This is a genomic window from Rhizobium sp. WSM4643 (assembly GCF_025152745.1).
GTDB classification, from domain to species: Bacteria; Pseudomonadota; Alphaproteobacteria; order Rhizobiales; family Rhizobiaceae; genus Rhizobium; species Rhizobium leguminosarum_I.
Genome location: NZ_CP104040.1, coordinates 1,118,048 through 1,136,864, shown reverse-complemented (window position 1 = coordinate 1,136,864; position 18,817 = coordinate 1,118,048). Strand labels below are relative to the sequence as shown.

20 protein-coding genes and 1 pseudogene are annotated in these 18,817 nt (G+C 62.5%); 9 read left to right on the top strand and 12 right to left on the bottom strand.

Going from position 1 to position 18,817, the window contains the following annotated elements:
* Positions 1–199 precede the first annotated feature (199 nt).
* Together N1937_RS05895 and N1937_RS05890 are read left to right on the top strand one after the other, a co-directional pair.
* A complete protein-coding gene (locus N1937_RS05895; protein WP_260057876.1) occupies positions 200–1,426 on the top strand; it encodes an MFS transporter in 1,227 nt (408 codons plus the stop codon).
* Positions 1,416–1,625, top strand: coding sequence for a hypothetical protein (locus N1937_RS05890; protein WP_260057875.1), 210 nt, complete (start codon positions 1,416–1,418; stop codon positions 1,623–1,625). The genes N1937_RS05895 and N1937_RS05890 overlap by 11 nt, the downstream gene beginning before the upstream one ends.
* 43 nt (positions 1,626–1,668) lie before the next feature.
* Here the strand turns inward: N1937_RS05890 and N1937_RS05885 are convergent, their stop codons facing one another.
* The gene (locus tag N1937_RS05885; RefSeq protein ID WP_260057874.1) at positions 1,669–1,974 is read right to left on the bottom strand and encodes a Dabb family protein; all 306 of its coding nucleotides are present in this window, start codon (positions 1,972–1,974) and stop codon (positions 1,669–1,671) included.
* Between the two features lie 51 nt (positions 1,975–2,025).
* Complete coding sequence (locus N1937_RS05880) at positions 2,026–2,730, bottom strand: hypothetical protein (protein WP_260057873.1); 705 nt, start codon at positions 2,728–2,730, stop codon at positions 2,026–2,028.
* Between the two features lie 157 nt (positions 2,731–2,887).
* Between N1937_RS05880 and N1937_RS05875 the strand changes: the two genes are divergently transcribed.
* Positions 2,888–3,025 (top strand): hypothetical protein, encoded by a 138-nt coding sequence (locus tag N1937_RS05875; protein ID WP_222386231.1) that lies wholly within the window; start codon positions 2,888–2,890, stop codon positions 3,023–3,025.
* A 125-nt stretch (positions 3,026–3,150) separates the two neighbouring features.
* On the opposite strand, the gene N1937_RS05870 is transcribed toward N1937_RS05875, so the two are convergent.
* The 4 genes from N1937_RS05870 to N1937_RS05855 all read right to left on the bottom strand — a co-directional run bounded on the left by N1937_RS05870 (position 3,151) and on the right by N1937_RS05855 (position 5,883).
* Positions 3,151–3,711: a TetR/AcrR family transcriptional regulator gene (locus N1937_RS05870; protein WP_260057872.1), complete on the bottom strand. Its 561-nt coding sequence runs from the start codon at positions 3,709–3,711 to the stop codon at positions 3,151–3,153.
* Positions 3,712–3,731: 20 nt separating this feature from the next.
* Positions 3,732–4,193, bottom strand: a complete 462-nt coding sequence (locus N1937_RS05865) for a nuclear transport factor 2 family protein (RefSeq protein WP_260057871.1) — start codon at positions 4,191–4,193, stop codon at positions 3,732–3,734.
* An 85-nt stretch (positions 4,194–4,278) separates the two neighbouring features.
* Positions 4,279–5,211 carry a pyridoxamine 5'-phosphate oxidase family protein gene (locus N1937_RS05860; protein ID WP_260057870.1) on the bottom strand — a complete coding sequence of 311 codons (933 nt, stop codon included), beginning with the start codon at positions 5,209–5,211 and terminating at the stop codon, positions 4,279–4,281.
* 60 nt (positions 5,212–5,271) lie between these two features.
* Positions 5,272–5,883, bottom strand: coding sequence for a glutathione S-transferase family protein (locus tag N1937_RS05855; RefSeq protein ID WP_162118057.1), 612 nt, complete (start codon positions 5,881–5,883; stop codon positions 5,272–5,274).
* Positions 5,884–6,026: 143 nt separating this feature from the next.
* Here N1937_RS05855 and N1937_RS05850 point away from each other — a divergent pair, with 143 nt between their 5' ends.
* Positions 6,027–6,953, top strand: a complete 927-nt coding sequence (locus N1937_RS05850) for a LysR family transcriptional regulator (protein ID WP_260057869.1) — start codon at positions 6,027–6,029, stop codon at positions 6,951–6,953.
* Here the strand turns inward: N1937_RS05850 and N1937_RS05845 are convergent.
* The 3 genes from N1937_RS05845 to N1937_RS05835 form a co-directional block, all read right to left on the bottom strand.
* Entirely contained in the window at positions 6,923–7,291 is a 369-nt protein-coding gene (locus N1937_RS05845) for a DUF983 domain-containing protein (RefSeq protein WP_017963579.1), read from the bottom strand. The two genes, N1937_RS05850 and N1937_RS05845, sit on opposite strands and share 31 nt — an antisense overlap.
* Positions 7,292–7,610: 319 nt before the next feature.
* Positions 7,611–9,014: an aminotransferase-like domain-containing protein gene (locus N1937_RS05840; protein ID WP_260057868.1), complete on the bottom strand. Its 1,404-nt coding sequence runs from the start codon at positions 9,012–9,014 to the stop codon at positions 7,611–7,613.
* Between the two features lie 348 nt (positions 9,015–9,362).
* Entirely contained in the window at positions 9,363–10,322 is a 960-nt protein-coding gene (locus N1937_RS05835; RefSeq protein WP_260057867.1) for an SDR family NAD(P)-dependent oxidoreductase, read from the bottom strand.
* 124 nt (positions 10,323–10,446) lie between these two features.
* On the opposite strand from N1937_RS05835, the gene N1937_RS05830 reads away from it, so the two are divergent.
* On the top strand, positions 10,447–11,391 hold the full coding sequence (locus N1937_RS05830) for an AraC family transcriptional regulator (RefSeq protein ID WP_260057865.1): 945 nt from the start codon (positions 10,447–10,449) through the stop codon (positions 11,389–11,391).
* Positions 11,392–11,546: 155 nt separating this feature from the next.
* Positions 11,547–12,452 (top strand): S1C family serine protease, encoded by a 906-nt coding sequence (locus tag N1937_RS05825; protein WP_026154076.1) that lies wholly within the window; start codon positions 11,547–11,549, stop codon positions 12,450–12,452.
* A 67-nt stretch (positions 12,453–12,519) separates the two neighbouring features.
* Here N1937_RS05825 and N1937_RS05820 read toward each other — a convergent pair whose 3' ends face one another.
* Entirely contained in the window at positions 12,520–13,518 is a 999-nt protein-coding gene (locus tag N1937_RS05820) for a LacI family DNA-binding transcriptional regulator (protein WP_260057863.1), read from the bottom strand.
* A gap of 204 nt (positions 13,519–13,722) precedes the next feature.
* Here N1937_RS05820 and N1937_RS05815 point away from each other — a divergent pair, with 204 nt between their 5' ends.
* Genes N1937_RS05815 through N1937_RS05805 form a run of 3 tightly spaced genes read left to right on the top strand, consistent with a single transcriptional unit; the run spans position 13,723 to position 16,778 of the window.
* Positions 13,723–14,637 carry a sugar phosphate isomerase/epimerase family protein gene (locus tag N1937_RS05815; RefSeq protein WP_260057861.1) on the top strand — a complete coding sequence of 305 codons (915 nt, stop codon included), beginning with the start codon at positions 13,723–13,725 and terminating at the stop codon, positions 14,635–14,637.
* Positions 14,638–14,680: 43 nt separating this feature from the next.
* Positions 14,681–15,604 carry a sugar phosphate isomerase/epimerase gene (locus N1937_RS05810; protein WP_260057860.1) on the top strand — a complete coding sequence of 308 codons (924 nt, stop codon included), beginning with the start codon at positions 14,681–14,683 and terminating at the stop codon, positions 15,602–15,604.
* 10 nt (positions 15,605–15,614) lie between these two features.
* Positions 15,615–16,778 carry a Gfo/Idh/MocA family protein gene (locus tag N1937_RS05805; protein WP_260057858.1) on the top strand — a complete coding sequence of 388 codons (1,164 nt, stop codon included), beginning with the start codon at positions 15,615–15,617 and terminating at the stop codon, positions 16,776–16,778.
* 27 nt (positions 16,779–16,805) lie between these two features.
* Here the strand turns inward: N1937_RS05805 and N1937_RS05800 are convergent, their stop codons facing one another.
* Positions 16,806–16,973: a hypothetical protein gene (locus tag N1937_RS05800; RefSeq protein WP_017963570.1), complete on the bottom strand. Its 168-nt coding sequence runs from the start codon at positions 16,971–16,973 to the stop codon at positions 16,806–16,808.
* A gap of 169 nt (positions 16,974–17,142) precedes the next feature.
* Positions 17,143–18,776, bottom strand: a pseudogene (gene groL / locus N1937_RS05795) (chaperonin GroEL).
* Positions 18,777–18,817: the final 41 nt, after the last annotated feature.

The following is an 18,817-nucleotide window of genomic DNA, read 5'->3' as shown; positions in this document are numbered from 1 at the left end:
CCCAAACGATGCCCTCCAGCCTTGGAATCCACGCGTTCTTTATCACCTCCCGTAAAGGTGGGGAGCCGGCGGGACCGACACCATAGTCTTTGTCTGCGAGTCGTCCGCGCTCATCGCATTCTGCCGACCGCAGCTTTCACCGGCCGGTTGAAACTGTTATGTCCTTGCGGCCCCCGCATCTCAGACCGTTTCAGCACCAATGCCAAAATCCTCCCGCTTCCGCTCGGCGCAGACGGTCACCGTCCTTGCCGTTACCCAACTGATCGGCTGGGGCACGACTTTCGACATGCTCGGGGTCATGGGCCGCGTCGTAGCGCCGGATCTCGGCCTGGCGAACGAGGTGGTATTTGCCGGCCTGACGATCATGATGGTGGTCAGCGCCATTGTCGGTCCCGCGACCGGCCGATGGCTGGCTCGCCATGGTGCTGCCCGAGTGCTTTCGGCCGCCTCGCTGACCTTTGCGCTTGGCCTGCTTCTGCTTGCCGCCGCAAACGGCATCCTGCTCTATGCCAGTGCCTGGGTCATCATCGGCCTCGGCGGCGCACTTGGCCTCTCGGCACCAGCCTATACCGCCGTCGTCGAGCGCGAGGGCGCGAACGGCAAACGCGTCATCGCCATCCTAATGCTGTTCACCGGCCTATCGAGCGCCATCTTCTGGCCGATCCTCAGCCTGCTCAACAAGACGGTCGGCTGGCGCCTCACCTTTCTCGTCTGCGCGGCGCTGCAATTCTTCGTCTGCCTGCCGCTGCATCTTTTCGCCCTGCCGAAACCGATCGCAACGCATGTCGAAGGCGGCATGGCTGAAATCGCCCCGGTGCCACTATCGAAAGCGGCGCAGCGCAAGGCCTTCTTGCTGATCGCCGCGGCGACGACGATCTCGACCTTCATCACCTTCGGCATCTCCCCATCTCTGCTCGAGATCTTCCGCCAATCCGGCGCCTCGCCGGCCTTTGCGCTGCATCTCGGCTCGGCGCGCGGCGTCCTCGGCATCTCGGCGCGTTTCCTCGACATGCTGCTCGGCCGGCGCGGCAACCCCATGCTCAGCGCGGCCATGGGTATCAGCCTGATGGCAATGAGTTTCCTGATGATGCTCTTCGCCAGTCCGTCGACACCGCTGCTCGTCACCTTCATCCTGCTCTACGGATTCGGTGCCGGCGTCATGACCGTCGCCCGGGCGCTGCTGCCGCTGGCACTGTTTTCACCGCGCGAATTCGGCCTGCAATCGGCCAGGCTGTCGCTGCCGCAAAATCTCGCCAACGCCATCGCCCCGGTCGTCTTCACCGCCATCCTCGACCGCGCCGGCACCGGCCCGGCGCTCGTCGCCTGCGCCGTTCTCGCGGCATTGTCGCTCATCTTCGTGCTGATGCTGATGGCGCTGGTGCGCGGCGCCCGCGCATCGGAGTCAGCCATTCTTAATGTCTCCTGATTATCACCCACGCATGAACGAGAGCGGCTTTTCGCCCGCGCGCCGCAACCGCTGCGGCAGCCAGACCATGAAGCAGCAGCTCCTTTTGACGAATCTTTTGAATCGCTTGCCGCGGCTTTTTCGAAAGTTGAGTTCGGTGGCTCAGAAGCTGAGTCAGCTTGGCGACGATCCGAATCCGGACAATCAGTCATCCATTTGAAATTTCAATGGAATGTAGCTTCCCAGTTAAATGCTTGGGCAATTCAGAGCGGCCGCGTCACCGCCGTGCGGCTGTCGTAATCGGCGGCGATGCGCTTTTCCCGGAGCGGCCGTACGCGCTCGATCGAGAGCTGGTAATCGGGATGCGCCTTGTAGACGGCAAGGGCCGCCTCATCGTCGAATTCGCCGTAGACCACGAGATCGATCTCGGTGCCCAACTGATCGGTCTTCACGTTGGTGCCGATTTCCAGCAGCCGCGCATGCGGAATGCCGGTCAGGATCGAAAGCCCGGCCCTCACCTCCTGCAGATGTTCCTCCTGTACGGTGAAGAAGACGATATGACGGATCACGCGGAAGCTCCTGTCGGATTTGTCAAAATGATGGAGCGACCTTGGCGCATCCTATCGGACGCGCGGCGCTCCAGCTGTCAGCCGGGCGATAACATGTGCGCCCCAGGCCTTCAACCGCGCGAGCATGCCATGGGCCGCATCGGGACGTATCGCCGCATCGAAGACCATGGCATAGGCTGCGAGCTTTTCCGCCCGGTCGGTGCCATTGACGATGCGGCGCGCATTCACCCAGTCGGCGGTCGTCGCGTTCAGGTGATCGGCGAGTTTATGGCCGGTAAAGCTGCCCTGCAGCATGCCGTCGATCAGGATCGTCACCGCCGCATCCATCTCCATCGCCCGGTCGGGTTCGGCAACGAGGTCGATCCCCGTCAGTACGCTCATCGCCTCATAGTTCCGCTTATGGGTGAGCTGCACCAGGCCGCGGCCGAGCCAGCTGCGGCCATCCTCGTCCGGCCGCCAGTAGGGCGTCTTCACCCAGGACAGCCGGCCTGCGGCAAAGGCCGTCTCCAGGATCTCGACCGCGCGCGCATCGCTTTCCGCCAGCGTCTCACGTACCGGCTGCATCGTATAGGCAGTCTCGTGATAAGCGGTTGCGAGGATATAGGCGAGCCAGCGCCGGTCGGCATCGGCAAAGCGTTCTTCCCAGGCGTCGAGAATCGCCGTGATGCCCACTACCTGAGGCTGAGTCAGGTTTCCTTTGAAGAGTCGGTGCCGTACCGTATCGAAAAAGAATGCCCGGTCCATGTGGACAACCATTCCGCGCTTCCCTCGAAATATCATGGTTAAAACCGTCTTAATCGATTAAATTCAATTTAATCGTTCAAAGTGTTTAAGCCACTGATTTACACGCCTTTTGTCTTATGCAATGCATCTTCTTGCCCCGAAGCCTTACCACGAACAGAGGAGACTTCCGATGCAGACGCCCGCCAACAGCCAAACCACCATTCCCCAGCATGTCGTCGATCAGATGGAAAACGAATGGCGCCAGGTTCGCCCTGAACGGGAAAATACGCGCCCGGCCCAGCAGCCTCAACAAACAGCGCTGAAATAGGCGCAGAACGTTACCAATGTAAGCTCGAGCGGCCTGCCAGCGCCCGATCAATGCCCCGGCCAGTCACTCGTGGCCGGGTGAATTTTTCCCAATTGCAATCAACCTCCCAGCGGTTTGACCGCCCCTCATCGCATCACAGCATCAAACCGTTTCGCCAGCGTGTCCAATGATCGGGCAAAAACCATCCTATCATCAAGCGCGCGCGACAGCACCAGCGCGCCTTGAATGCCCGCGACGCCCTCCTCGGCGAGCGTTTGCGCCTCCCCCTCGGGGCAGCCTGCCCGCATCAGCGCCGACCGCAAGGCGTCGATCCAGCGGATGAAATAATCACCGATCGCCGCTGAAAACCGCTCGCGGGTCTTGTCAAGCGCAAAGGCGCCGACGAGGCAGATACGACGACCGGAGCGGAAATAATCGCTCACATTCGCCCACATCGCGGCGATCGCCTGACCGGCGTCGTCCTTTCTCAGCGGCTGATAGATCGCATGTTCGAACCAGGCATCGACATCGGCGAGCACGGCACCCGCCATCTCCTCCTTGCCGCCGGGAAAGAAGTGGTAAAGGCTGCCCTTGCCGATGCCGGTGCGTTCGGTGATCCGGCTGAGCGACGTGCCCTCATAGCCGAACTCGCGGAAGATTTCCGCCAGCAGCGGCACGATGTCGGCGCGTTCGTAGACGGTCTTCACCCGCGGCTTCCTTGGCTTGTTTAGAGGCCGAGTTCGGTCAGACCGGGATGGTCGTCCGGCCGCCGGCCGAGCGGCCAATGGTACTTGCGCTCCGATTCCCGGATCGGCAGGTCGTTGATGCAGGCGAAGCGGCGTTGCATCAAGCCGGCGGCGTCGAACTCCCAGTTCTCGTTGCCATAAGAACGGAACCAGTTACCGCTGTCATCGTGCCATTCATAAGCGAAGCGCACGGCGATGCGATGATCGGTGAAGGCCCAGATCTCCTTGATCAGCCGGTAATCCAGCTCCTTTGCCCATTTGCGGGTGAGGAAGGCGACGATCTCGGCGCGGCCGGTGATGAATTCGGCACGGTTCCGCCAGCGGCTGTCCGGCGTATAGACGAGCGAGACGCGCTCGGGATCACGGCTGTTCCAACCATCCTCGGCAAGACGGACTTTCTGGGTGGCGGTCTCAAGGGTGAAAAGCGGGACGAGGCTGGACATAGGTTCTCCGGGCGCTCCTGTACTGAATGGTTATCATTGTACTGATCGGTACAATTGGCAAGCCGATTCGAGGCGGCGTTTCGCATTAGAGGTTGGAATGCAGACTCCACCGCAGCGGCAGGGCATCCGGGCGCAGCACGATCTCTTCGGGCTTGAAACGCCACAGCCGTTCCGCCCGTTGAAAGGAGGCGATCTCGGGCGAATCCAGCAGCACCTCGACCCTGCCCGTCATCTGCAGCAGGTCGCCGCTTTCGAAATCGATGAACACCAGACCCGCCTTCGGGTTGACGAGGAAATTACCGAGCGTGTTGAAGAACCGATTGCCGGGAAAGTCGGGAATGGTCAGCACGCCGTCGGTGCCGATCCGGACGAAGCCGGCAGTGCCGCCGCGATGGGACACGTCCACCTGCCGCTCGCCATTGTCGCGGTCGACATAGGAGGCGACGAAAAACGTATCGGCGCCCTCAATCATCCCTAGCGCCCGATCGTCGAGTTGGCCGGAATGAACGGGCGGCATTGCGCTCAGCATATCCGGATCGCGGACGAAGGCGGAAGAGCGAAGCTGGATATATTGCGGGCAATTGCCGAAGCTCTGGCCGACGCGCACTTGGAAAGCTCCAGCATCCGCCCTGCGGATCACGCCGTTCAGCCGGTTGCGGCGCCGGGTCTCGAGTTGGATGCCGAGCATTCCGATCGCGTCGCCATCCTCCATGCCGGCATCGGCAGGATCGGCTGCGTCGCGCGGCAGGCGGACCTCGAGAATCTCCGGCTCCGGCGAGGCCATGAAACCAGGGCGCTCAGCCCTGACCGTCGCCCAGACATCGCCCATGGAATCGACTGCGCCGAGCACGACGAAAGGCAACATCGGAAAGAAGGCGCGGTGCTGCTCCGGCATGGCCTTGCGGACGAAATTCCTTCCCGGCCCATCCATGCGTTCAGCGACACCGACATTGCGCTGCATGGCGAGTTCACCCACATGCCAGGGCGATGTGGCGTCCTGTCTTGTCTGCTCCAGCATCACGGCCTCCTTTTGGGCAGCATTTAGGGAACCGGGACAGCGACCTGCCCCGGCGGCTTGTCACGCGGCAAGGCCGATCTTGGTCTTGCGAAAACCGACGAAACCCGGCAGCGCCTCGATGCGCGCAAGCCAGGCACGAACGCTTGGATAGGCTGAGATATCGACATTGCCCTCCGGTGCGTTGGCGATGTAGCTGTAGAGCGCCACGTCGGCGACCACAGGATTGTCGCCGAGCAGGAAGCTGCGGCCGTGGAGCTCCGCCTCGATCAGCGCGAGAATGCGGTGCGCCCGGGCGATCACCTCGTCGGTGCGGAAATCGGCGCCGAAGACGGTGACCAGCCGCGCGGCACATGGTCCGTAGGCGATCTCGCCTGACGCAACCGAGAGCCATTTCTGTATCCGCGCCGCGGCCACCGCCTCTTCCGGCAGCCAGTCGGTGCGGCCGTATTTGCGCGCGAGATAGACGAGAATGGCAGAGGAATCGGCAATGACCGTGCCATTGTCGTCGAGCACCGGCACCTGGCCAAAGGGATTGAGCTTCAGAAAGTCCGGCGCCTTGTGGGCGCCTGCCGCCATGTCGACCTCGACCAGTTCATAGGGCACGCCAAGCAGCGACAGGAACAGGTGAGCCCGGTGCGAATGGCCGGAAAGCGGGTAGTGATAGAGTTTCATGATGGTTCCTTTGGTCTTCCGATTGACGGGACGCGATTGGCGATGGCCGCTTCGAACCATCTGTTGTGTAATTTACTGCCTTCCATCTGGCTGCAGTAGAATGCTAATCTGGAAGGCATGCTACCAATTCATGGAAGGATAGAATGGACCGCCTCGACGCCATGACCGTGCTCCTTGCCGTCGTCGAACAGGGCAGCCTGTCGGCCGCCTCACGGCATCTGCGATCCCCGCTCGCAACTGTCAGCCGCAAGGTTTCAGAACTGGAAGCCCATCTCAACGCCCAGCTGCTGCAACGGAGCAACCGGAAGATCACGCTGACGGAAGCCGGCCGCTCCTATGTCGAGGCGGCGCGGGAGATTCTCAATCGAGTGGAAGAGGCGGAACGGACGGCAGCCGGTGAATACAGCGCGCCGAAGGGCGAGTTGACGATGACCGCGCCGATCGTCTTCGGGCGGCTGCACGTCCTGCCTGTCGTGGTGGATTTCCTGAAAGCCTATTCCGATATCAATCTGAGGCTGATGCTTGGCGACCGGATATCGAACCTCGTCGAGGATCATATCGACGTAGCGCTCAGGATCGGCAACCTGCCGGACAGCAACCTGATCGCCACAAGGCTCGGCGCGATCCGCCGTACGGTCTATGCCAGCCCGGATTATCTGACACGGCACGCCCTGCCCCGGCATCCAGGCGATCTCGCTGGGCATGCCTGCGTTACCTTCGAGGGTATGGCCTCGATGCTGAGCTGGACATTCACCGAGGGCAAACATGATCTCGCGGTGCCGATCCGCTCGCGGCTGGCCGTCAACACCGCCGAGGCCGCGGTCGATGCGGCTGTCGCCGGCCTCGGCATCACCCGCGTGCTCTCCTACCAGGCCGCACGCGCCGAGATGGCCGGGTTGCTGGTGCCGCTGCTCGAAGATTTCGAACCGCCGCCGGCGCCGGTGCATCTCGTCTATCCCGCGCAGGGACTGGTGCCGCTGAAGCTGCGAGCACTACTCGATTTCGCGACGCCGCGCCTGCGCGCGACGCTGAACAGGTCTCAGGCGAGCTTGCCCTCTTCCGCCTTGTAGAAATACTGGCTGGCGACCAGCCAGCCCTTCAGCGGCCGGAGCGGCGGAATGCAGGTGGCGAGCATGAAGGGACCGGTGACCAGAAGCTGCACCCAGATCGGCGCCGAAAAGGCCACCTCCAGCCACACGCCGAGCAGCACGCTCGGGATGCAGGCGAAGCAGATGACGAAGAAGGCCGGACCGTCGGCTGGATCGGCGAAGGAATAATCGAGGCCGCAGGCTTCGCATCCCGGCCGCAGCGTCAGGAAGCCTTTGAACATATGGCCCTGGCCGCATCGCGGGCAGCGCCCCCTGATGCCGGTCTGTATCGGAGGAAGTGGGGGATATTCCGTGTCCATGACGATTTCGCTTTGCTGGTATCGTGAACATTGATGCGATCAATGCCATTAATGTATGCATTCAAGATAATTACATTGCGTGGAGATTGCCAGTCAATTCGCCAGAATGCCGCAGATCTTCCAGCGCGGGCCGGCAGCAAGCTGACTGCAGATTTCTGAAACAGCATTTGGAGCCGCAGCCAGGGCTGGCAGCCTGGGCGGGGCAGACGTGAACGTGGCGGCTATGCTTCGCCCATGCCCGGACGGCTTGGGGCGGGCGCTCTGATCCTGACCGGTCCCGCTTTCGTCCGGCCCCGATCAGCCTCGGCAGAGTTCGGCGTCAGAAGAACGACGCCGCCATCTCAGGCGGGCCTTCCAGCGCATGTGCCATGAATTCCAGTGCGCCCTGCAGTTTCTCCCGGGTGATCGGTCCGCCAAGGCAGACGCGCACCGTCTCGGGTGCCGTGCCCTCGACCGTGAAGGCATCGCTTGCGACGACGCCGACGCCGGAAGAACGGGTATGGCTGCCGAAGGTAGAGCGGGTCCAGCCGTTGGAGAGCGGCAGCCAGATGTTGAAGCTGATCGGATCGGCGCGGTAACTGCCGGCCGGCAGGATGGCGGCAACCATTTGCTGGCGGGCGGCGGCCTCAGCGCGGATGAAACGCAGGATCGTATCGGCGGTGCCGTCCTCGATCCAGCGGGTGGCGAGCGCAACGGTCAGTGGCGAGGCCATGACATTGTTGGCGCGCATGGCGCTGACGAAGGGCCACACTGCCTTACTGTCAGGCGCCACGACATAGGCAAGGCGCAGACCCGCGCCGATGCATTTTGCCAGCCCGCCGATATGCCAGGTCAGATCGGGCGCTGTTGCCGCGAGCGGCGCCGGGCCATGCTGGGGAATGAAGCCGTAGGCATCGTCTTCGACGATCGGCACATGATATTTGCGGGCGACGGCTGAGATTTCCTCGCGGCGCCTGGCCGGGATGGTCAGCGTCGTTGGGTTCTGCAGCGTCGGATTGAGATAAAGCGCCTTCGGCTTCAATCTCTCACAGGCGTCTGCAAAGGCATCCGGCAGGATACCGTCCTCGTCCATCGGCAAGCCGGCCAGATTGAGCCGCAGCTGGGCGGCGATCGAGCGCATGCCGGGATAGGTGATGATTTCCGAAAGCACGGTTTCGCCCGGTTTTGCCAGCAGGCCGAAGATCGCCAGCAGGGCCGGATGGGCGCCGGGTGTGACGAAGATGCGCTCCTGCGAGGGCACCAGCCCGCGACGGCTGAGCCAGGAGGCAGCAGCCGCCTTGTCCATGCTGGAGCCGCCGAAACCCTGATAGCGCAAAAGCGGAATGAGGCTCGCCGCCACCGCCGACATGCCCTCGCGCATGCGGGCAATCAACTCGGGATCATCCGGTTCCGGCGGCATATTCATCGAGAAATCGACGATGGAGGCGCGGCGGGGATCGGGCGCGGCGTCGGGCGCGAATCCCCGGCGCTCCTTGTCCGCGCCACCGGTGACGAAGGTGCCTCGGCCGACATGCGAATCCACAAGCCCGCGCTTCTGCGCCTCGACATACCCTCTGGCTACCGTCGTGAAATCGACATTCAGCCGCTTGGCGAGTTCGCGCTGCGGCGGCAGCCGATCCCCAGCCACCAGATGTCCGCTGCGCAGATCCATTTCAATCACATCGGCGATCGCCATATAACGGGGGCTGCTGCTGCGGCTGAGATCTGGATGCCAGTCTTTCATGTCGTGATCCGTGTCAGTCTGATTCCTGATAGGATTGACCGTATATTGTTGCACAATGTCGCTGTCACGAAAAATGTCGCGCCTCTGGGTCCGCAGAGCGACGCAGGACGGAATGCCACAGCTTTTGCGCACGCCTTGATACGTTTTAATGACGGATTGTCGCCGGATTTGACTGCTATTTGCGCAAATACAATCTGGCACGGCGACCGCGCTGTTGCAGGCCGATTTCGGCAGCGTGCGCGCCAATGACGCCTTCACCCGAGAAGGCCCGGGTCAGGCGCGAGGACGGCAAGACAATCGGCTGTGTCTTCAGCGCGCATTGACGAGGGTTTGCCGCGCGCTATGGGTTCAGGCATGCGCCGCGAAAGCATCAATGCCGGTCAGCCTTGCCGACAAGATCCACAGGCGTGCCGCCTCCTCGGGATCGGCGGCATGGTCGCTGACGCCTGCGGGCTCTCCATCGGTTGCGCGGATGGCGATATCGCAGTCCTCGCAATAGAGGCCTCCCATACCGTCGAGTTGCGGCGAGGTCGCCGCCCAAACCTGCGTGGCGGCCCCTTGGGATGGCGTCTTGAATGTCGGGTCAATCCCATTGCCGTCGGCATCGATCCAGCCGGCACTGATCATTTCCTCCTTTGCGAGATGGCGCTGCAAAGGGGTAAAGATCTTGCCTGGGTGCAGCGAGAAGGCGCGGATGCCGGTGTCGCGCCCGAGCCTGTCCAGATGCACGGCGAAAAGTGCGTTGGCGGTCTTCGACTGGCCGTAGGCCTGCCATTTGTCGTAACCGGTCTCGAATTGCACGGCCTCCCATCGTATCGCCGAGTTGCGATGGCCACCGGAGGAAACCGAAACGACGCGAGCGCCGGGCGAGATCGCCGGCCAAAGGCGGTTGACCAAGGCGAAATGGCCGAGATGATTGGTCGCGAACTGTGCCTCCCACCCGTCGCCGACACGCGTTTCCGGGCAGGCCATGATGCCGGCGCTGTTGATCAGGATGTCGATGCTGCGGCCAGACGCGACGAACCGCTCAGCAAAGACGCGAACGCTTTCGAGGTCGGAAAGGTCGAGCCGATCAATCTCTACGCCATCGATACCGGCGACCGCGCTGCGCGCCGCCTCGAGGCTCCTTGCGCCGATGGTCACCTTGGCGCCGGCGCCCGCCAGAGCGCGTGTGGTCTCGAGCCCGAGGCCGGAATGGCCGCCGGTGACGATGGCGCGCTTGCCGGAAAGATCGAGACCGGCCAGAACCTCGCCGGCCGTCGTGTGGGCTCCAAATCCCGAGCCGATGGGGACTTGTTTGTCATTCATGATAATCGCCTTTGTTCTGCGACGTTGCCGTCGCTTGGATTGACGGTCGCGAGAATAAGGCGTGGTCTCCAGACGATCCATGCGCTAAAGTCCGACATCTCTTCGCCATCGTCCGGATTTTTACATGGACCCGTTATCCGATGTTCTCGCATTGCTCAAACCGCGCAGCTATGTTTCCGCGGGGCTTGACGCTGGCGGCGCCTGGGCGATCGATTTTCCGCCCCCTGATGGCATCAAGTTCAACGCGGTGATTTCAGGCGCCTGCTGGCTGAGCGTCGATGGCGTCCCCGAAGCTGTCCGCCTGGAGGAAAGCGACTGCTTTCTGCTGACGAGCCGCCGAGCCTTTCGTCTCGCCAGCGATCCGGTGCTCGACGCGATCCCGTCCGATGCGATCTATTCGGTCGCCCGCGACGGCATTGCGACTTGTAACGGCGGCGGCGATTTCTTCCTGATCGGCAGCCGCTTTTCCTTTTCGGGAGGAAATTCGGACATCCTTCTCGGAATCCTGCCGCCGATCGTCCATGTGAAAAGGGGTTCCGATCACGCCGCCGTGCTGCGCTGGTGTCTCGATCGGATGACGCGCGAATTGCGCGACCAGCAACCGGGTGGCTTTCTGATGGCGGAGCATTTTGCGCATGTCATGCTCATGCAGGTGTTGCGCCTCCATATCGCATCGCCGAATGCGCGCGGCGTCGGCTGGCTTTTCGCGCTTACCGACCGGCGGATCGGTGCGGCTATCGGCGCCCTGCATGCCGATCCAGCCCGCAAGTGGACGTTGCAGTCGCTGGCTGAACGGGCCTCGATGTCCCGGTCCAGTTTTGCTCTCCACTTCAAGGAAAAGGTCGGGCTTGCGCCGATGGATTATCTGACGCGCTGGCGCATGCTTCTCGCAGGTGACCGATTGACAAACTCGGCCGAGGCAATTGCCGGCGTCGCCCTGTCGCTCGGTTATGAATCCGAAAGCGCATTCAGCACCGCTTTCAAGAGAGTGATGGGATGCTCGCCGCGGCAATATGGTCGCGCTCAGCCGCCCGCCGGTGCCATGCGCAATAGTCTCGGCGCTCAGTGAAACCTTGATTGGTGCAGGCAGGGGGAAAGGTCGCGCGTTGGCCTGCCGAAATTCCCTCCGATACGGTCTTGCACCCGCCGTCTATTCTCTTACCTATTCAAGGAAGGATGCGCCGGCTTTCGGCCTTTCGCGCCGGCGCCTATCGGGATGAAAGCATGAATATCGATCCGATTTTGCGGTCAGTCGTGGCCGTCCGTTCTTCCATTCCGGAAGATGCCTTCACGGCGGAGACGCTGGGCACCGTCCGGGAAGGCAGCGGCGTGGTCATTCGCGACAACGGGCTGGTGCTGACCATCGGTTATCTCATCACCGAGGCCGAAGAGGTCTGGCTGACGACCCATGACGGACGGGTGGTTCCCGCGCATGCGCTTGCCTATGATCAGGAAAGCGGCTTCGGCCTGGTCCAGGCGCTTGGCTCTCTGAATGCGCCGGCGGTGGATCTCGGCGACGCGGCGACGGCCAAGGCCGGCGATCCCGTCGTGCTGGCCGATGGCATCGGAGAATTCGTCGAGGCAAATATCGTCGCCCGGCAGGAATTCGCCGGTTATTGGGAATATCTGCTCGACGAGGCGATTTTCACGGCACCGGCCCATCCCTCATGGGGCGGTGCGGCGCTGATCGGCTCGGACGGCAAGCTTCTCGGCATCGGTTCGCTTCGCCTGCAGATGAGCCAGGGCGACGAGGTCGCCGATATCAATATGGTCGTGCCGATCGACCTTTTGCCGCCGATCCTCGACGATCTCTTGAACCGGGGTCAGGTCAACAGACCGCCGCGGCCCTGGCTCGGCGCCTTCTCCGCCGAGAGCAATGGCGGCGTGGTGGTCATGAGCGTGGCCGAAGGCGGCCCGGCCGCCGAGGCGGGCCTGCGTCAAGGCGATATCATTTCGGAGATCCGCGACGAAGAGGTCGATGGCCTGGCCGATTTCTACCGCAAGCTCTGGAGCAGCGGCCCGGCCGGGGCGGAAATCCCCATGCGGATACTGAGGAACGGCCGGGAAGCCTGGCTGCGCATCAAGTCCGCCGACCGCAACAGCTTTCTCAAGAAGCCGCAGCTGCAGTAAGGTCGCGCCGGCGTCGTGACAGACACGGGCGCTCGTTCGAGCGGATGTCCGCGCATCCTATCCCGCCTCAGAGATTTTCCGATGTGATCGTCAGGAAGCGCACCGGCTCGGCGCTGACCTCCACCTCGATGAGACCAAGCCTGTTCAGCGCAAGGTCTATCGATCGCCTCGCCTGCACTTCCGGCGCCTGGTCGAGCACGATCGACATGATGCCGCGGCGGAGATAGTCCTGCGTCTCTCCCGTCAATTCGTGGCCGACCCAGAACGGCCGCCCAGCCCTGTTGGCCGCGAGCACGCTCGCAACACCCTTGTTGTCGCCGCCTGCACTATAGACGCCGATGATGCCGGATTCGCGCCGGAGGGCCGCTTGCAGCAGTTCCATGGCATTATGCTCGTCATCAAGGTCGAACATGACTTCGATGAAACGATGCTCGTTTGAACCCTTCTCCGAGAGATAGCTGGAGAAGCCGCGGATCCGCTCCTTATGGTTCTCATAGGCGCCGCTGTGGCAGAGAGCGACGAACGAACCGGGGCGCTGCGCCAGCATGCCCGACATGTAGTGAGCCGCGGTGCGTCCGGCAGCATAATTGTCGATGCCGACATAGGGCAGTTCGGGGGCCGGACGGGTCATGATCTGGACGACGGGAATGCCGAGACCGGCCGCCTTCCGCACACTGGTGACGACATCGGCATGGTCGGGCGCAACCACGATTAACGCCGACCGGCGTGCCGTCGGGTTGGCGATGTAGCGGGCGAATTGCGCCGGCTCGTTCTCGCGGACGAAGGTGCGGTGAACGACGATGCTGTCGTCGAGCGAGGCGGCGATGCGCTCGAATGCCCGGTTCAGACGCGAATAGAAGCTGGTCTCAGGGCGAACGAGGATCACCTCTATCCGGATCAGGCCGCGATGGGCCGGCAGGCTCTGCCGGTATTCAAGCCGTCTTGCCGCCAGGAAGACCTTCTCCACCATTTCAGGCCGCACGCCGCCGCGGCCGTTGAGAACGCGCTCGACGGTCGCGGTGCCAACGCCGGCTTGGCTCGCGACATCCTTCAAAGTCACCTTCATCAGGGCTCACTCCCAAAGCTGACACAGCAAAGCATCGGCCTGCTGCGCGGTCAATGATCAAATTTGATCAAGGAAGCATTGGAGTATGGGGGCACTGCAGCCGTATCGTGCTGGCAATCCGGGGGGAGCACCGGACGTCCGAAACAAACGAGATCAAGGATCATCCGCCGGCCCAATGCGGCCGAGGGATGATGGAGGAGCCAGATGAAGATCGCACTCGACCCGCATATGCACCGTCACCTCAACCTGCGCGACCTCTGCCGCAAGGCGGCGGAGCTCGGCTACGCGCATATCGAGCTTTCACCGCGTGACGACTTTCTGCCTTGGTGGGTGCGCCCGCGGGCGCACAAGGAACGCGTTGCGGAATTCAAGGCGGCCCTTAAGGATCACGGCGTCCAGCTCGCCTCGATCCTTCCGATGTACCGCTGGGCGAGCCCGCATGAGGACGAGCGGCAGGCGGCAGTGCGCTACTGGAAGGAAGCAATCGCGATCGCGGCCGAGATGGGCTGCGATACGATGAATTCGGAATTTGGACGCGGGCCGTCGCCGGATCGCAGCCACCGCGCCAGCTGCTGCGGCGGCATACATACCCACGAGCACAGCGAGGCCGCCTGGTGGCGCTCGATCGAAGAGCTCGTCCCGGTGTTCGAACGCGAGGGCGTCACCCTCAATATGGAACCGCATCCGGAAGACTGGTGCGAGACGCTGCATCCGGCGATCGACATGCTGAAGACCATCGGCTCGAACAACGTCAAATTCCTCTACTGCGCGCCGCATACCTTCTATTTCGGTGACGACATGGCGCGGATGATCCGCGATGCCGGCCCGCTGATCGCCCATGTGCATGTGGCCGATACCTATAATCACAAGGCGTCGTCCGGGCTGCGCTATATCATCAATCCGCCGGGCGCCAAGGTCACCATCCATCAGCACATGGATATGTACCAGGGCGAGATCGATTGGGATGTCTTTTTCTCGTCGCTCGCCGCTGTCGGGTTCGACGGCATCATCACCGCCTGCGTCTTCGGCTGGGAGGAGCGCGCCGACGATTCCGGCCGCTTCATGCGCTCTGAAATCCAGAAATATGTCGACAAATACTGGCCCGGGAAACTTGGCTGATCGTCAACATCCGCCCCGGCACCCCACTATCAGGAATAAAACCGTGACCATCACGATTACGACCGCCCCCTGCTGCTGGGGCGTTGATGACGTCAACAATCCAAACCTTCCCGCCTGGGAACGCGTCTTCGACGAGGCGGTAGCGGCCGGCTATGGCGGCCTCGAACTCGGGCCTTATGGTTACGTGCCGCTCGATGATGCGCTCGTCGCCAAGGCGCTCTCCGAGCGCAATCTCTTCATCGTCGCCGGCACGATCTTCGACGATCTCGTCTCTTCTCAAAATCGGGAGGCATTGCTGCGACAGACGGACGAAATCTGCGCCGTCATCACGAGGCTGCCGCAGCCGGAACAGGTGGCGGGCCAGCGGTTCAGGACGCCCTATCTCACGGTCATGGACTGGGGGCACGACGAGCGGGACTATGCCGCCGGCCATTCCGATCGTGCGCCGCGTCTCGACGACAAGGCCTGGGCCGGGATGGTCGCCAATATTACGGCGATCGCCGAACTCGCCGAGCGCAAATATGGCGTGCGCGCCGTCATCCACCCGCATGCGGGCGGCTATATCGAATTCGCCGATGAGATCGAGCGGGTGGCCGCTGACATTCCGCAGGAGATCGCCGGCTTCTGCCTCGACACCGGCCATAGCTATTATGCCGGCATGGATCCCGTGGACATGCTTCGCCGATATGCCGGCAGGCTCGACTACGTCCACTTCAAGGACATCGACCAGACCGTCTTCGACCGTGTGCTCGGCGAGAAGATCCGATTCTTCGATGCCTGCGGACAGGGTGTGATGTGTCCGATCGGCCGCGGCGTCATCGATTATCCTGCCGTCAAACGAGTGCTCGAGGAGATCGGCTATCACGGCTTCATCACCGTCGAGCAGGAGCGCGATCCGCTCAATGTCGCCGGCAGCCTCGAAGATGTGAAGCAAAGCCGCGACTATCTCAGGTCAGTTGGGTTCTAAGGACAACATTATGGCGAACAACAGGAGAAAGCCGATCCGCTGGGGTATGGTCGGCGGCGGCAGAGGCAGCCAGATTGGCTATATTCATCGCTCGGCAGCGCATCGCGACGACGTCTTTGGCCTTGCGGCGGGCGCCTTCGATATCGATCCGGAACGCGGCCGCGCCTTTGGCATCGATCTCGGGCTCGACGAAGCCAGAAGCTACCGGGACTATGCGACGATGTTTGCGGCCGAGGCCGGGCGGGCCGACGGCATCGAGGCCGTGTCGATCGCAACACCCAACAATACCCATTTCACGATCTGCAAAGCAGCACTCGACCATGATCTGCATGTGATCTGCGAAAAGCCACTCTGCTTTACGATCGCCGAAGCTGAGGAACTGAAGGCGCTATCGGAGGCGCGCAGCCGTATCGTCGGCGTGACCTATGGCTATGCCGGCCACCAAATGATCGAGCAGGCGCGCGCGATGATCAGGAATGGCGATCTTGGTGAGATCCGCATCGTCAACCTGCAATTCGCCCATGGCTTCCATAGTGCTGCGGTGGAGGAGCAGAATCCCGCGACGCGCTGGCGCGTCGATCCGAAATTCGCAGGTCCCAGTTATGTCCTCGGCGATGTCGGGACCCACCCGCTTTATATCGCCAAGGTCATCCTGCCGCATCTGAGGATCAGGCGGCTGCTCTGCACCCGCCAGAGCTTCGTCAAAAGCCGCGCGCCGCTCGAAGACAATGCGGTGACCCTGATGGAATATGACAATGGCGCGATCGCCACCATCTGGTCGAGCGCCGTCAATGCCGGCTCCATGCATGGCCAGAAGATCCGCATCGTCGGCTCGAAGGCCAGCATCGAATGGTGGGACGAGCGGCCGAACCAGCTCTCCTACGAGATCCAGGGCGAACCGGCCCGCATCCTCGAGCGCGGCATGGACTATCTCTATCCCGAGGCCAGGATCGACGACCGGATCGGCGGCGGCCACCCGGAAGGTCTCTTCGAAGCCTGGGCGAACCTCTATCGCCGCTTCGGCTTTGCCATCAACAATGAGCGCGGCCTCGCCCCTGCGGGGATCGAAGACCTGGTCTTTCCCGATGTCGATGCCGGACTGGAAGGGGTGCGCTGGGTGGAAAACTGCGTACGGTCCGCCGACGCCGGCGGGATCTGGCTGGACTATCGCTAGGTCGTGAACTGCTGTGCGGCGCTGTGTTCAGATAAGCGCGTCGTCATCTTCCGCCGCCTGCGGCGCGCGGCGACGGGTGCTGTCGTTGGCGCCTTTCTTAGGCCCCTCGGCGGCTGCCTCGCGGATTTTCTTAACGCTTTCGCCGGCGTCGTGTGCGGCTGGCTGCGGGTCGCTCTTTTTCACGAAACGGATCATGGGTCATTTCTTGCTTCGACAGTGGGAGCGCTCCACACAGCGGAGCGCCCTGGAAAAACGGTGTCAGACGGCAAGTGCAGTGGCGCAGCCTTGAACACTTCGGCTATCGGCTGAAGTCTGCCCAGGCATGATCGCCCAATCGGCCGCCCCGGAACGGTTCAGGCTGGCCTCAGTATCCCATGCCGCCCATGCCGCCATTTCCGGCAGCAGACGCAGTGTCTCTTGCGGGAATGTTGGCGATCATTACCTCGACGGTGATCAGCAGCGCCGCGATCGAACCGGCGTCCTGCAGAGCGGTGCGCACGACCTTGGCAGGATCGACGATGCCGGCCTCGATCATATCGACATAGGTCTCCGTCTGTGCATCGAAGCCCTGATTGTGATCATTGCTGCCGGCGAGTTTTCCGACGACGATCGAGCCCTCGAACCCGGCATTGTCGACGATCTGCCGGATCGGGGCTTCGAGCGCCCTGAGCACGATCGAGATGCCCGCCGTCACGTCGGCGTTCTCCCCGGTCAGTCCCGTGAGCGCCGACTTCGCGCGCAACAGTGCCACGCCGCCGCCGGGACGATGCCCTCTTCGACCGCCGCACGGGTGGCGTTCAGCGCATCGTCGATGCGGTCCTTCTTTTCCTTGACCTCCGTCTCGGTCGCGCCGCCGACGCGGATGACCGCGACGCCGCCTGCGAGTTTCGCCAGGCGTTCCTGCAGCTTTTCCTTGTCGTAGTCGGAGGTGGTGTCTTCGATCTGCGCCTTGATCTGCTGGATGCGCGCCTGGATGGCCGCTTTCTCGCCGGAGCCGTCGATGATCGTGGTGGTCTCCTTGTCGATCAGCACACGCTTGGCGTGGCCGAGCATATCGAGCGTGACGTTCTCGAGCTTGATGCCGAGATCCTCGGAAATCATCTGGCCGGCGGTTAGCACGGCAATGTCTTCCAGCATGGCCTTGCGGCGATCACCAAAGCCCGGCGCCTTGACGGCTGCGACCTTCAGGCCGCCACGCAGCTTGTTGACGACAAGCGTCGCCAGCGCCTCGCCTTCGACGTCTTCCGAGATGAGGAGCAGCGGTTTGCCGGTCTGTACGACGGCTTCCAGGATCGGCAGCATCGCCTGCAGGCTGCCGAGTTTCTTCTCGTGAACGAGGATATAGGGCTCCTCCAGTTCCACGCGCATCTTCTCGGCATTGGTGACGAAATAGGGCGAGAGATAGCCGCGATCGAACTGCATGCCCTCGACGACATCGAGTTCGGTTTCGGCGGTTCGCGCCTCTTCGACTGTTATGACGCCCTCATTGCCGACCTTGTCCATCGCCCTGGCGATCATCTCGCCGATGGTGGCGTCGCCATTGGCGGCAATGGTGCCGACCTGCGCGATCTCGCCTGACGATTTGACCTTCATCGCCCTCGCCTGGATTTCCTTGACGACGGCGGTAACGCCGAGATCGATGCCGCGCCTGAGATCCATAGGGTTCATGCCGGCAGCGACAAGCTTTGCGCCTTCGCGGAAGATGGAGGCGGCGAGCACCGTTGCCGTCGTCGTGCCGTCGCCGGCAAGATCATTGGTCTTCGAAGCCACCTCGCGCACCATTTGCGCGCCCATGTTCTCGAACTTGTCTTCGAGTTCGATCTCCTTGGCGACGCTAACGCCGTCCTTGGTAATGCGCGGTGCGCCATAGGCCTTGTCAATGACGACGTTGCGACCCTTCGGGCCAAGCGTCACCTTGACGGCGTTGTTGAGCAATTCGACGCCGCGCAGCAGGCGGTCGCGCGCGTCGGTGGAGAATCTGATTTCCTTGGCAGACATGATATTTCTTCCCAGTTCGGTCTTGAGATGCGGGTCGGAAA

Bases quoted from the DNA above. Each gene is read 5' to 3' on its own strand.
- N1937_RS05895 (WP_260057876.1), top strand. From the start codon at position 200: ATGCCAAAATCCTCCCGCTTCCGCTCGGCGCAGACGGTCACCGTCCTT.
- N1937_RS05890 (WP_260057875.1), top strand. From the start codon at position 1,416: ATGTCTCCTGATTATCACCCACGCATGAACGAGAGCGGCTTTTCGCCC.
- N1937_RS05880 (WP_260057873.1), bottom strand. From the start codon at position 2,730: ATGGTTGTCCACATGGACCGGGCATTCTTTTTCGATACGGTACGGCAC.
- N1937_RS05875 (WP_222386231.1), top strand. From the start codon at position 2,888: ATGCAGACGCCCGCCAACAGCCAAACCACCATTCCCCAGCATGTCGTC.
- N1937_RS05865 (WP_260057871.1), bottom strand. From the start codon at position 4,193: ATGTCCAGCCTCGTCCCGCTTTTCACCCTTGAGACCGCCACCCAGAAA.
- N1937_RS05860 (WP_260057870.1), bottom strand. From the start codon at position 5,211: ATGCTGGAGCAGACAAGACAGGACGCCACATCGCCCTGGCATGTGGGT.
- N1937_RS05855 (WP_162118057.1), bottom strand. From the start codon at position 5,883: ATGAAACTCTATCACTACCCGCTTTCCGGCCATTCGCACCGGGCTCAC.
- N1937_RS05850 (WP_260057869.1), top strand. From the start codon at position 6,027: ATGGACCGCCTCGACGCCATGACCGTGCTCCTTGCCGTCGTCGAACAG.
- N1937_RS05845 (WP_017963579.1), bottom strand. From the start codon at position 7,291: ATGGACACGGAATATCCCCCACTTCCTCCGATACAGACCGGCATCAGG.
- N1937_RS05840 (WP_260057868.1), bottom strand. From the start codon at position 9,014: ATGAAAGACTGGCATCCAGATCTCAGCCGCAGCAGCAGCCCCCGTTAT.
- N1937_RS05835 (WP_260057867.1), bottom strand. From the start codon at position 10,322: ATGAATGACAAACAAGTCCCCATCGGCTCGGGATTTGGAGCCCACACG.
- N1937_RS05830 (WP_260057865.1), top strand. From the start codon at position 10,447: ATGGACCCGTTATCCGATGTTCTCGCATTGCTCAAACCGCGCAGCTAT.
- N1937_RS05825 (WP_026154076.1), top strand. From the start codon at position 11,547: ATGAATATCGATCCGATTTTGCGGTCAGTCGTGGCCGTCCGTTCTTCC.
- N1937_RS05820 (WP_260057863.1), bottom strand. From the start codon at position 13,518: ATGAAGGTGACTTTGAAGGATGTCGCGAGCCAAGCCGGCGTTGGCACC.
- N1937_RS05815 (WP_260057861.1), top strand. From the start codon at position 13,723: ATGAAGATCGCACTCGACCCGCATATGCACCGTCACCTCAACCTGCGC.
- N1937_RS05805 (WP_260057858.1), top strand. From the start codon at position 15,615: ATGGCGAACAACAGGAGAAAGCCGATCCGCTGGGGTATGGTCGGCGGC.
- N1937_RS05800 (WP_017963570.1), bottom strand. From the start codon at position 16,973: ATGATCCGTTTCGTGAAAAAGAGCGACCCGCAGCCAGCCGCACACGAC.